An 11,425-nucleotide genomic window follows, 5' to 3' on the forward strand; every position below is an offset into this window, starting at 1 on the left:
CTGCTCCGTCAAATTTTCTACATGACAATATCCAAGCAAGCATCATGCCAAAAAAAATAACGTTTAATTTACTGATAGAATTGAAAAATATGAAAATGAAGTGATTTGACGGCAGGATAAAGGCTAAGTGTTGCCACTGGCGGCAACACTTAGTTAAATAAAGTAATGATTAGCGGATTTGTAATACGGTTTGTTGCAGCGTGTTATTCACTTCAAGGGTACGAGAGTTCGCTTGGAAGTTACGCTGCGCCGAAATTAAATCAACCAGTTCAGTCGTCAAATCGATGTTCGATTGCTCTAACGCCGATGAACTGATGCTACCAAAAGTTCCACTATTTGCCTCACCCGCTAACGCTGGACCTGAGTTCAAACTAGCCTTCCACGACGTATTACCCACTTGCGTTAAACCTTGTTCGTTAGCAAAACGAACTAAAGCAACCCGTGCTAAAGGCACGGTTGAACCATTAGAATAACTCGCGGTCACTAAACCATCTTCGCCGATTTCAACGTTAGTTAAGCGACCTACAGTCGTACCATCTTGCGTCAACTCAGTTGCACCAAAAGGAGCCGCATATTGCGTTGGGGCATTAAACTTCACAGTCAAATCTTGAGTACCATCGGCCCCAGCCCCTAAAACACCCGCACCACTGACGCCTAAAGCCTCAGTCTTGACTATAGCAGGATCGCTACCTGTGTAGACACCAACTGAATTGAACTTGAGAACAGAGCCTTTCCAACCACCAGCAGTTTGAGCCGTGCCCGTTGCATCAGGTGTACCATCGCCAGTGGTATCTGTTTGATAAGTACCAGCAGGACCGGCTAGATCGACTTGTTTTCCATCAACAGCATAGTAAGCTACCCAATTGTTCTCACCATTGTACGAACCATCTTTGGGCTTAACAAAATAAGTGGTCATAATATGTGGCTCACCGAGTGAGTCATAAATTGTCATTGATGTAACGTTATTGTAGGTTTTTGCATCTAGAGGATCGAATGCCGCGGGGTCGAGTGCACTTTCCTTAGCATTTAAGTTCATTTGTAAAGTAACATTCTCAGTCTTTACAGGGCTACCCGCAGTGTCTGGTATTTGTACCGGCTTAGCCGTCGTTAAACTCACTGATGTTGAGTTCCCATCTTTATCCACTGGGAAAGTTTGCAAATAATTACCAGCAGAATCAACCATGTAATTATTTTTATCGACCTTAAATGCTCCAGCACGGGTAAACGAGTGGTCTAATGTACCCAGTTCAGAGGCTGTAACGAAAAAGCCACCCCCTTTAATCGCCATATCAAGGGAGTTATTCGTCAACTGTAAGCTACCTTGATGGAATTGTTGTGCCACTTGACTCGTAGCAACACCACCACCGACAGCAGTTTTAGCATTTGAAAAAATAGAATTAGCGTACACATCCGCAAATTCAGCACGGGACTCTTTAAAGCCAATGGTGTTCGCATTAGCAATGTTATTCGCCGTAGTGTTTAAATCTTTCTGCGCGGCAGAAATGCCACTCAATGCAATGTTAAACGACATAATTCACCTCTACACTTGACTCAATTCATTTATGAGCGACTTACGCCCAATTCGGATACTGCAAAAATTCTTTTAGGTAAACTTAGGTTTCAGACACAGCTAACACATCGGTTAACTTGATGCCCATACCGCCTCTCAAGTTAAGAATCGCGCCAGTACTGGCCGTACCGAGAGAAACGCTGGTCACATGAGCATAGGTCGAGACTGGCAATTCTTGGGATTTCCCATCCACTAAACCACTCGCCTTGATCGTATAGTTACCTGCGGTTACAGGGTTTCCATCTTTATCGAGGCCATCCCAGTTAACATCGACATTGCCCCCCTTACTGCCATCAACTTTAAAGGTGGTCACAACTTGGCCTTTCTCATCCTCAACACGTACAGTAACTTCAGGAATTTTAGCTGGCGTGCTAATCACACCTTTTATTGTTGGGCTTTCAGCTGAAATGTTACCTGTATCAGTTGGGATCAATACCTTGCGACCAACAAGTCCTGATGCCTGTAATGCTTGGCTTGATGTCATAACACCGTTTAAATTAACGATTTCCTTATTCAACTTAGTAATACCATCAACCGTCGAGAATGATGCCATCTGCGCAATCATTTGGTCGTTGTCGACGGGCTTAAAGGGATCTTGCATCGATAACTGTTGGCTTAATAACGAGAAAAAGTCATCTTGAGTTAACTGCTGGCTTTTTGCTTCCGGTACTATTGACTCTTTTGGCAAACGTATGCCATCAAGAAACGGATTACCCGTTGAGCTGGTTGATGAATTCGTCGTAACGGCATTTGGCTGACTCTTATTTTGAGCCGTCTGCGCCGACGCTTGGTTAATTTGATTAATGAGGCTCACAGCTTACCTCCTAAGTAACACATGTTATTTACCCATCCCAAGTGTTTGTTGCAGCATAGACTTAGCTGCTTCAGCGACTTGAACATTCATTTGATATGAGCGCGAAGCAGAAATCATATCTGCCATTTCTTCCATGACATTAACATTCGGTTTATAAATAAAGCCGTCCGCATCCGCCATAGGATGATCGGGCGAGTATTCTTTCAGTAGTGGTATATCACTTTCTACAATGCCTTTTACTGCAACGCCTTGAGAAGCTTGTTGCTGACTTTGGGCTTTAGCCATTTCGGCTTCAAAAATGGGATGACGGGAACGATAGGTCTTATCTACACTACTCGAGACGGAATCCGCGTTGGCTATGTTGCTCGCGGTGGTGTTTAGCCTGACCGATTGAGCAGACATTCCCGAGCCAGCAACATCAAATATGCTAAATAAACTCATGATTAATCCCCTCTCAACGCTTTCTTCATGCCACTAAACTTACTGTCTAAAAAACCTAGCGACATTTGATATTCAAGTGCATTTTGCATGAATGCTGATTGTTCCTGTTGGATATCAACAGTATTACCATCACCGGTATCGGGTTGATTTGGCACACGGAACTTAACAAATTGCCCAGTCAACTCCGCAAGCCCAAAATGCTTATCTGGCTCTTGCATTTCAAGACTATTTCGCTGCTGCTGTTGGCCTCGAGCGGCCTGCATTGCCGCAGAAAAATCAACATCGCGGGCTTTGTAATGTGGCGTATCTGCGTTAGCGATATTGCTTGAAATGACTTCAGCCCGCTGCGCTCTAATACCGAGAGTGTATTGATGCACACCCAGTGCATTATCAAAATTGATCGCCATAAAATTGCCTCCTCGTGTTCTCACGAAAATAAAGCAATTCATGTGCCAACATCAGGAAAATTTTGAGAATAACAACAAGGATGAGTAAGTGATGGGTAAAAAATTACCGACAATTGTCGGTAATTTTCTTTAGAGCGGCTGAGTTAAGTCTTTTTCTGGTAATAAATGCCAGGGTTACAACGAACCATATCAAACTCGTCCGTTAAACCAGCGATAGATTCTGATGCACCGAGAAATAAAATCCCTTTGGGATTGAGAGCGGCAGCGAATTGCCGCAAAATTTTTGCCTTTGCCTCTGGTGCAAAATAAATCAGCACATTGCGGCAAAAGATAATGTCGAACTTGCCAAGCAGACTATAACTCTCGAGTAAATTATGCGCTCTAAAGTTCACCAACCGCTTCACATTGTCCTTTAACTTCATATTGCCTGAAGGTAATGCATCAAAAAACTGACGCTTACGTTCTTCAGATAAACCACGCGCTAATGCCAAACTATCGTACTCGGCATTTTTGCAACGTTCCAACATGGAAGGAGATAAATCCGTTGCTTGAATAGAAGCACTACCAGCCAAGGCACCAGGCTTCTTCTGTTGATACTCAAGAATAGTCATAGCCAATGAGTATGGCTCTTGGCCTGACGAGCAAGCCGCAGACCAAATTTTAAGCGGACGCCCCAGACGACTGTATTCAGGTAGTAGGACATTATTCAACAACTCAAATGGATAACGATCACGGAACCAAAGGGTTTCATTGGTCGTCATAGCATCGATCACTTCAGCTCTGAGCGCACGCTCAGTAGGCTTCATCGAATGCTTAACCACATCAGATAAGGATGGCAGGTTATATTTGCCCATCAAAGGAGCAAGACGACTGCGCACAAGATATTGCTTATTTTCACCCAGTACGATGCCGCTGTGTTGCTCTAAGAACAACCTAAATTGATTATATTCAGCCTCAGCGAGTGATTTATTTGGCACATTCACATCCTAAATCCTATAGCAAGCACCAAAATCAGTGCGAAACCATCATGTTATAAAGTCGAGATTATAGCGTAAAGCGTATCTAGGTACTAACCTACAGCAATTACAAACTTAAATGCTTATTCACAGCAGCGGCCAGTTCGTCAGGATTAAACTTAGCGATAAAGTCATTAGCCCCCACTTTTTGAACCATTGCCTGATTGAATACACCACTTAACGAAGTATGCAGTACCACTTTAATATGCTTAAGCTTAGGATCATCTCGGATTTCAGCAGTCAGGGTGTAGCCATCCATTTCAGGCATCTCAATATCAGAGATGATGAGGGGGATCTCATCGGCCACATTATCCATCTCTTTGGCGATCTCTTTAAGCTTGTCTAATGCTTCACGACCATCTTTTGCGGTATCAATTTGTAAATTCAATGACTCGAGTGAACGAATAATTTGTTTACGCGCCACGGCAGAATCATCAATAACCATAATATGGTAATGCTGAGTTCTGTCGAGGGTCAGTTTTTCATTGGCTTCTTCACTGATAGCCGTTTTAACCGGTGAAATCTCATCTAAGATTTTTTCCACATCGAGAATTTCAACTAATTCACCTTCAATTTCAGTCACAGCTGTCAGATAAGAATAACGGCCAGCACCTTGCGGCGGAGGCATAATCGCTTCCCAATTCATGTTGATTATCCGCTCAACAGAACTGACCAAGAAGCCTTGAACACTGCGGTTATATTCAGAAATAATGATGAAACAGTTTTCAGTGCTTGCTAAAGGTTTTCCCCCTGTTGCCGCACTCAAATCAATCACTGAAATGGTTGTTCCACGAATATGAGCAACACCCTTCACATAAGGATTAAGTTTAGGCAAAGTGGTCAGTGGTGGACACTGCAGTACTTCTTTCACCTTAAACACGTTAATCCCAAACCGTTGACGACCGTTTAATTTAAAAAGCAGCAATTCTAAACGGTTTTGTCCAACGAGCTGGGTTCGTTTGTTGACTGAATCAAGAATACTCGACATAACTCTGCCTTGTTGTTCTGTTTATGTTCGGCCCTATAACTCAGTTGAGTATAGGCATATTAATTGCTTACGTCTTATCTATCGATAAACATAGTCGAAACTGAGTCAATCTTCTGACAGTGATGCAAATTATTATTACAGTGGTCAGCTTCGAACTTAATAAAAGTATAGGTGCATTCTGGCGTTACAAGCTAGTCTCTTCATTATGAAAGTAAATTTAGTCTGTTTTTTTAGTCTTTTCACCCTCTTCATGCCCGCTTTTGCGAGTGCAGAGCCTATTGTCCCCACCGTATCGGCAATCTCAGAATTAGCTAAAGCGCTTATTTCAGAAAAAATATCCGTTCCAGAAAATGCCAAAGTAAATATTTCGCCACAGATGGTTGACGCAAGAATGCTGCCGTCACAATGTTCGTCTCCAATGAAAGTTGAACTGGCTAGCGATAGGGAAATTAGCCGTAATAACACCTTAAAAGTCAGCTGCGATACACAAGACTTAGCTTACCCTTGGCAAATCTATATCTCGGTTCGGGTGGATATCTTATTCCCCGTTGTTGTCTCAACCGAAATCTTAGCACCAGGCGAACTCATCTCTCCTAGTCAAGTAGAAGTCCGTTACATTGAACAAAATAGCTTGAGAGGTGCCGAATTCGATGACCCGAGTAAATTGGCTGGCGTGCGAGTAAAACGACGAGTAGCAAAAGATAATCCCATATTAAGCAACAACTTATGCTTCGTTTGTAAAAATGATTCGGTATCTATCTACGTTCGTTCTGGCTCATTCGAGCTCAAAACAGTAGGCGAAGCCCTACAAGATGGCAATAAAGGTGATCGGATCAGAGTCAAAAATAGCAGTTCAAACAAAGAACTAGATGCTATAGTCACAGGCATTGGCGAAGTTGAAGTAAGAATGTAAAATAATCTAAAGCTTTTTTGTAAGCTGCCGATACCCCAGTTAAGAAATCCCGTACACACGACGCTGGAGCCTAAAATGGCAATTGATATTAGCAAACTCAACACTGCAACGACTGCGCAAGTTCGTTCAGGCGCAACGAAAACGAGCAGCGATCAATCTGCTCAAGTTGCTACAAAATCGACAACACCACAGAGAAGCGACTCAGTGGTCATTACGGCCCAGGCACAACAACTTCAAGGAGCTCAGACTAAAATGGCTAGCCTTCCTGAAGTTGATCAAAAGAAAGTAGCAGAAATCAAACAAGCTATTGCCGAAGGTCGCTATAAAATTGACCCTGAAAAGTTGGCTGCCAATATTGCAAGTTTTGAAGCCGAACTTAATGACTTAAATAAAGAGTAACTATGACTGAAATAGCTAAACTGGTAGATCTACAACACGCCCATTTGGCTGTTCTTAAGCAAATCATACTCAAGGAAAAAGGCGCTTTGGTTGACCAAAACGCCGATTTACTGCTTTCCCTTGCTAACGAAAAATCGCAATGTCTGAAAGAACTAAAGAATAATGATGATATTCTGGCAAAACACAGTGATAAATCGCTACTCACTCAGCAAGTCGAACTCGTGCATAAAATGGCTGAGATCAAAGACGCATTGACTGAATGCAAAGAATTAAACGAACAAAATGCCAGTTTAATTGAGATGAATTTAGCGAGTTTAAATCGCTTTGCTCAAGCTTTACAAGCCAGCAGAAACGCCTCCAGCCTCACCTATAACGATAAAGGCAAGACCTCGACTATCTCAAGTTTAGGCAATGATTTAAAGGCCTAACAAGCGCATCACTCCCACTTAGCATTCCCTTTTCTAAGCTCTGATTAGATATTAATGTCTTGTACAAAAAGAAAAGCCGCGTAAATACGCGGCTCAATACATGCTGTTGAACATACTCTCAAAAACGCTAGAAATACGTCACTTCCTTCACTCGTTGTGGACGGCTCTGTTGTTGATAAAGCGCCCAAACCTGTGAAAAATCAAGTTCTAACTCAGTGACATAATGCTCGCCTGCGGGATAACTCTTAACGACTCGTGCGCCGCGGATCACGCCAGAAACTGACGCTTTGACATTATCGTCCGTCAACATCCAATCACTGACACTGCTGTTTGCCGTTATTTTCTGCCCATAAACTTGTTCCGCTAATTCACGATAAGCCACAATTTTTGATGCCTGCATAGCCATCAACACTCTTTGTGATTGCTCTTTAGCCGGTTGAGTCGCTAACGGCGCATATCCTATAGCCGTTAACTTAGGAAAACTCGGTGGCGGCACATCTTCCCATTGCACATATCTATCTTTAGCAGCGCAGCCAGTTAGCATTAGCCCCGTGATAAGTAATAAAAGGTAGTGTTTCATTTTCCATCTCCTAAGACACGCACTTCATTCATGCCTGGACTCGCCTGACGATATAAGATGCCATTTTGTGACACAATTTGCTCCGAAGGCTGCATGTAGTTTGCCAACTCTTTTTGAGTCACAAAAGTTTGAGATGCCGATACCACGCGATTGTTACTAATGTTCACAATCCGAGTATTGATCGCCATACCATTGGTTACTACGCTCATAGTCGAAACGACAAGATGCTCAACAGGAAGATCTTTCGACAATTTTTGCCAATCTCGCGTCAAAATAAAATCCCCGTCAGATGTGACTCTCAAGCCATCAGCTAAGTTTAAATCCACCACATTAAACTGAAAGCTATGGAGCGACGTCATTAATCCTTGCTGTAACTGTTGCGCTAACGCATTAGTGCCATTCAAATCACCCACTAATACTGGTGTTGCAACTACGATAGGTTGATCAGAACGCAAAGCATCATTTTGCTTAACAAGCTCAGTCACTATTCGCTGTGCTAAATGGTTAATCACTGCCGTTGGCGGCAACCCATTGCCATCCACTAAACTCGGTTTGGGCGGCGTAACCGGTTTAGCTACACATCCACCTAACATTATCAATGTTAAGGGAATAATCACACGCTTTAGCATTGGATTTACCTCATCTATGGGTGCATTGGCAGTCAAGTGACTCACTTTCTAAGCTTCAAATTTTTAATGAGTAACAAAAACCAGCAATCTTTGGACCAATATTAACCTCAGTCCGACAATATTCTTCTATTACGCAGTATATCGACTGTAACAATGGAAACTTTATCAAAAGTTCTCATACTCAGGCACGAAATTTGCTTTATTGACATATTAGATTAAGAGTCAGAAAACTGGCTCGATTGGTAATATCGCCATTAGCTTAGCGATAAGGATTGAATTGATGCACATACCAGGTTCAGCTTCGCTCATCATTTTGAGCCTTTTACTACTTTCTTTGCCCACCAGAGCCGAATGGATAGAAGCCAGCGGAGAAGCAACTATTATCAATGGTAATACAGCTCAAGCAAGGGAAGAAGCAATTAATCAAGCAGTTAGCTATGCGACATTAAGCACAGGTATTCAAATCTCCAGTGAGCAACAAACCTCTAATGGTAACCTCACACAAAATAACTTTGCGATAAATCGCAACGCCCAAGCCATAAACATTCAACTCGTTAGTGAACAAATTCAGGGAAATAAAATATATGTATCCCTACGCCTCGATCTAAATGATGATCCAACACAACAGTGTCCTAATGGCCAATTAAAGGCCGCTATTTTAATACCTCAAACACAAATAAAAGATCGTTCTCAGCTTAGATATGGACAACTTTCAGGCTTTGAAGAGGTCATTTCAGAGGCGTTAGGGAACACTATAGAAGATTACTCTTCAACTGGCTTTAGTCACATCCATGCTAACGAGCGACTCGATATTGAACAAGACCTAGTGGATATTCGCGGTTATCGACTCCCAAGCTGGCTCAGTGAAATTACCGACAGCCAATATATTCTTCAACCGCAGATCATTGATATATCGATAGAGCCTGTACAACCCACCTTCTTAGGATTTTGGGATGAAGCTCCGCTAAGGCAATTTCAATTCAAACTCAGCCTCTATCATGGGATCAGTGGCGAAGAGGTCTGGAGCAAAAGCTACAGCACATCAGCCCCATGGGAATTTGAAGAACAGGCTATCATTGCTCCCAACAGTAATAGATTCTGGCGTTCCTCCTATGGAAAAAGTATTACTCAATTAATATTGCAAGCTACCCGAGATTTAGACAGCACACTTAATTGCAGGCCATTACTTGGCCAAGTCGTTAGCCGACAAGCAGACAGGATTATATTAAATCTAGGCCGTAAACATGGCATTCGTGTCGGTGATAAATTCCAAGTAGTATTACAACAAAACTTACCCGATAGACTCAATGAAATGCGCGCCGTCGCGACCAAAAGTCGTGCAACGGTAAAAATTGAGCAAGTAAGCGAAGAAAGCGCCACCGCAGTACTTGTAGACCAAAATGCCGCCTACAATGTACAGATAAACGACATAGCGCTTAAGATTTAAGCAACTAAATCATAAGCCTTTTAATCAAAGATAAAACCAGTATAATCACTGTCGTCTCTTCATAGCTCAACAGGATAGAGCAGCCGCCTCCTAAGCGGCCGATCGGGGTTCGAGTCCCTGTGGAGAGACCAGATAGTGACCTTGGTGATATCAAACTCCCAGAAATCTTCCGGAGAAACGGAATGACCGAGCTATTTGCGTCTAATCTCAATATTATCGTTAAGCGTTGGCCTATCGTAGCTGCTGCGATTAAAAACCAAACCATCAATGAATTAGATGCTCACCTTATCAACGGTCGTAATCAAACTATCAGTGTTAATGGTATTCAGCTCAGTAGTCGTCATGACCGCATCGCCGAAGCACGGCTCTTTATCAGTACATTACCTGCAGATGCAACTCACGTAACCGTCTACGGTGTCGGTATGGGAGATGTACCAAGTTTACTTATCGATAATCCACAGTATCTTTCAATTGATGTTTGCATTTTAAATCTCAGCGTTTTTGCCCTCCTCATCAGTTACACAGATCAAAGCGAATGGTTAAAGCATCCAAACATTAATTTGACTGCGCTTCCAAGCACAAAGTTAAATTTTCCTAATATTGCAATTACACCAGATCTCACTCTTGTCAGTGATGAGAATGCGACTCTCAGAGACTTATTAGTCATGGAGCTCAATCGTGAGTTCTCTAATCAGCGACATCAATCTGATGATCCTGCAATATTAAAACGCTTCGAGGATAACCAACTTTATATTACTCACGATCCTGATGCTGCGAGCTTAATAAATAGTCATAGTAGCTATAAAGCTATCGTGATTGGCTCGGGTCCTTCTTTAGAAGAGCATTATGATTATCTGCAACAAATTAGTTCAAGTTCCCATAGGCCACTAATCATAGCGGCCGATACTGCATTACGTGGTTTACTTCACAATAATATAAAACCAGATATTGTGATCTGCATTGACGGATTGATAGGTGAATACCATTTACCGCTAGCCTCGACTCATAACATCAATCTTGTTTATTTTCCCCGGGTTGATCCAATGGTACTTAATGCTTGGTTAGGCCAAAGATTTATTGCCTATGGAGGCAGTAAAATATACGACCAGCTCGCTTCTCAATATCCCAAACTAAGACTGTTCACGAGTGGAAGCGTCATTCATCCGGCAATTGATTTAGCGATCAAATTAAAGGCAAAAGAAATTACCCTATTAGGGTGTGATTTTTGTTATTGCAATAACAAGAGTCATTCGTTCTGGAATGATCACAAATTTGGTCAAAACGATATAAAAGAACAAATATGGGTTAATGCGGTTATTCAGAAAGTGAAGGAAGCTAAACACTGGTTGATCAATGGCAAAGGCCAGCGGATAGCGACGGATCTAAACCTAAGAGCATATCTCAGACACTTGGAACGCTACATCGCTAAGCATCCAGAAGTAAAGTTTTACCAAGCGAGTTTATCAGGCGCTAAAATTCGCGGTTCTCAGTATAAGGACCTCATGTTATGAGCTTAAGTCTACAAGATTCACTGCGGCAAACGGCAGGTTTATTTAGACTCGGTCAAGAAGCAAAGGCTTCAGTAGAGTTACGGTTCTCTCTTGATAAAATAGAAAAAAACTACCCAGAACTTGTCCTTAATTCGACTTTTCAGCAAATATTGCCTGCTATGCTTCAGGCACAAGAGCAACACGATTGGTTAAGTCTTGCCGATTATTTAGAATATGAACTAATAGAACTAGTCTGATAAAGCAAGAGCACCAGACATCAAGCTTCCCAGAGACTTGCCGTTA

At 42.3% G+C, this 11,425-nt stretch carries 14 protein-coding genes and 1 tRNA gene; 7 read left to right on the plus strand and 8 right to left on the minus strand.

Going from position 1 to position 11,425, the window contains the following annotated elements:
* Nucleotides 1-169: 169 nt before the first annotated feature.
* From flgE to L5M29_RS16570, 6 genes are all read right to left on the minus strand, one after another.
* Nucleotides 170-1,531, minus strand: coding sequence for a flagellar hook protein FlgE (gene flgE, locus L5M29_RS16545; RefSeq protein ID WP_105251929.1), 1,362 nt, complete (start codon nucleotides 1,529-1,531; stop codon nucleotides 170-172).
* Between the two features lie 82 nt (nucleotides 1,532-1,613).
* Nucleotides 1,614-2,384 (minus strand): flagellar hook assembly protein FlgD, encoded by a 771-nt coding sequence (flgD, locus tag L5M29_RS16550; RefSeq protein WP_173497640.1) that lies wholly within the window; start codon nucleotides 2,382-2,384, stop codon nucleotides 1,614-1,616.
* Nucleotides 2,385-2,408: 24 nt separating this feature from the next.
* Nucleotides 2,409-2,825 carry a flagellar basal body rod protein FlgC gene (flgC, locus tag L5M29_RS16555; RefSeq protein ID WP_263168865.1) on the minus strand — a complete coding sequence of 139 codons (417 nt, stop codon included), beginning with the start codon at nucleotides 2,823-2,825 and terminating at the stop codon, nucleotides 2,409-2,411.
* Between the two features lie 2 nt (nucleotides 2,826-2,827).
* Nucleotides 2,828-3,232, minus strand: coding sequence for a flagellar basal body rod protein FlgB (gene flgB / locus L5M29_RS16560; protein ID WP_113939454.1), 405 nt, complete (start codon nucleotides 3,230-3,232; stop codon nucleotides 2,828-2,830).
* A 143-nt stretch (nucleotides 3,233-3,375) separates the two neighbouring features.
* Nucleotides 3,376-4,215, minus strand: a complete 840-nt coding sequence (locus tag L5M29_RS16565; RefSeq protein WP_168824478.1) for a CheR family methyltransferase — start codon at nucleotides 4,213-4,215, stop codon at nucleotides 3,376-3,378.
* A 100-nt stretch (nucleotides 4,216-4,315) separates the two neighbouring features.
* Nucleotides 4,316-5,236, minus strand: a complete 921-nt coding sequence (locus tag L5M29_RS16570; protein WP_028761211.1) for a chemotaxis protein CheV — start codon at nucleotides 5,234-5,236, stop codon at nucleotides 4,316-4,318.
* 205 nt (nucleotides 5,237-5,441) lie between these two features.
* On the opposite strand from L5M29_RS16570, the gene flgA reads away from it, so the two are divergent.
* From flgA to L5M29_RS16585, 3 genes are all read left to right on the plus strand, one after another.
* Nucleotides 5,442-6,149: a flagellar basal body P-ring formation chaperone FlgA gene (gene flgA / locus L5M29_RS16575; protein ID WP_028761212.1), complete on the plus strand. Its 708-nt coding sequence runs from the start codon at nucleotides 5,442-5,444 to the stop codon at nucleotides 6,147-6,149.
* Nucleotides 6,150-6,224: 75 nt separating this feature from the next.
* Nucleotides 6,225-6,548, plus strand: coding sequence for a flagellar biosynthesis anti-sigma factor FlgM (gene flgM, locus L5M29_RS16580; protein WP_107948432.1), 324 nt, complete (start codon nucleotides 6,225-6,227; stop codon nucleotides 6,546-6,548).
* A gap of 2 nt (nucleotides 6,549-6,550) precedes the next feature.
* Nucleotides 6,551-6,976, plus strand: a complete 426-nt coding sequence (locus L5M29_RS16585) for a flagella synthesis protein FlgN (RefSeq protein ID WP_028761214.1) — start codon at nucleotides 6,551-6,553, stop codon at nucleotides 6,974-6,976.
* Nucleotides 6,977-7,103: 127 nt separating this feature from the next.
* Here L5M29_RS16585 and L5M29_RS16590 read toward each other — a convergent pair whose 3' ends face one another.
* On the minus strand, nucleotides 7,104-7,556 hold the full coding sequence (locus tag L5M29_RS16590; protein ID WP_263139401.1) for an LPP20 family lipoprotein: 453 nt from the start codon (nucleotides 7,554-7,556) through the stop codon (nucleotides 7,104-7,106).
* The gene (locus tag L5M29_RS16595; RefSeq protein WP_028761216.1) at nucleotides 7,553-8,185 is read right to left on the minus strand and encodes a FlgO family outer membrane protein; all 633 of its coding nucleotides are present in this window, start codon (nucleotides 8,183-8,185) and stop codon (nucleotides 7,553-7,555) included. The genes L5M29_RS16590 and L5M29_RS16595 overlap by 4 nt, the downstream gene beginning before the upstream one ends.
* Nucleotides 8,186-8,465: 280 nt before the next feature.
* On the opposite strand from L5M29_RS16595, the gene L5M29_RS16600 reads away from it, so the two are divergent.
* From L5M29_RS16600 to L5M29_RS16615, 4 genes are all read left to right on the plus strand, one after another.
* Nucleotides 8,466-9,632 (plus strand): flagellar assembly protein FlgT, encoded by a 1,167-nt coding sequence (locus L5M29_RS16600; protein WP_131523072.1) that lies wholly within the window; start codon nucleotides 8,466-8,468, stop codon nucleotides 9,630-9,632.
* A gap of 55 nt (nucleotides 9,633-9,687) precedes the next feature.
* Nucleotides 9,688-9,763 (plus strand) — tRNA-Arg (locus tag L5M29_RS16605).
* 51 nt (nucleotides 9,764-9,814) lie between these two features.
* A complete protein-coding gene (locus L5M29_RS16610) occupies nucleotides 9,815-11,143 on the plus strand; it encodes a motility associated factor glycosyltransferase family protein (protein WP_263168867.1) in 1,329 nt (442 codons plus the stop codon).
* Nucleotides 11,140-11,379, plus strand: coding sequence for a hypothetical protein (locus L5M29_RS16615; RefSeq protein ID WP_263168869.1), 240 nt, complete (start codon nucleotides 11,140-11,142; stop codon nucleotides 11,377-11,379). The genes L5M29_RS16610 and L5M29_RS16615 overlap by 4 nt, the downstream gene beginning before the upstream one ends.
* Nucleotides 11,380-11,425 lie beyond the last annotated feature (46 nt).

This window comes from Shewanella sp. SM95, assembly GCF_025653595.1.
GTDB lineage: Bacteria > Pseudomonadota > Gammaproteobacteria > Enterobacterales > Shewanellaceae > Shewanella > Shewanella oncorhynchi.

Excerpts from the sequence above, each read along its gene's own strand:
- L5M29_RS16595 (WP_028761216.1), bottom strand. The coding sequence starts at position 8,185 with ATGCTAAAGCGTGTGATTATTCCCTTAACATTGATAATGTTAGGTGGA.
- flgC (WP_263168865.1), bottom strand. The coding sequence starts at position 2,825 with ATGAGTTTATTTAGCATATTTGATGTTGCTGGCTCGGGAATGTCTGCT.
- flgA (WP_028761212.1), top strand. The coding sequence starts at position 5,442 with ATGAAAGTAAATTTAGTCTGTTTTTTTAGTCTTTTCACCCTCTTCATG.
- L5M29_RS16585 (WP_028761214.1), top strand. The coding sequence starts at position 6,551 with ATGACTGAAATAGCTAAACTGGTAGATCTACAACACGCCCATTTGGCT.
- flgM (WP_107948432.1), top strand. The coding sequence starts at position 6,225 with ATGGCAATTGATATTAGCAAACTCAACACTGCAACGACTGCGCAAGTT.
- L5M29_RS16600 (WP_131523072.1), top strand. The coding sequence starts at position 8,466 with ATGCACATACCAGGTTCAGCTTCGCTCATCATTTTGAGCCTTTTACTA.
- L5M29_RS16615 (WP_263168869.1), top strand. The coding sequence starts at position 11,140 with ATGAGCTTAAGTCTACAAGATTCACTGCGGCAAACGGCAGGTTTATTT.
- L5M29_RS16610 (WP_263168867.1), top strand. The coding sequence starts at position 9,815 with ATGACCGAGCTATTTGCGTCTAATCTCAATATTATCGTTAAGCGTTGG.
- flgB (WP_113939454.1), bottom strand. The coding sequence starts at position 3,232 with ATGGCGATCAATTTTGATAATGCACTGGGTGTGCATCAATACACTCTC.
- flgE (WP_105251929.1), bottom strand. The coding sequence starts at position 1,531 with ATGTCGTTTAACATTGCATTGAGTGGCATTTCTGCCGCGCAGAAAGAT.
- L5M29_RS16590 (WP_263139401.1), bottom strand. The coding sequence starts at position 7,556 with ATGAAACACTACCTTTTATTACTTATCACGGGGCTAATGCTAACTGGC.
- L5M29_RS16570 (WP_028761211.1), bottom strand. The coding sequence starts at position 5,236 with ATGTCGAGTATTCTTGATTCAGTCAACAAACGAACCCAGCTCGTTGGA.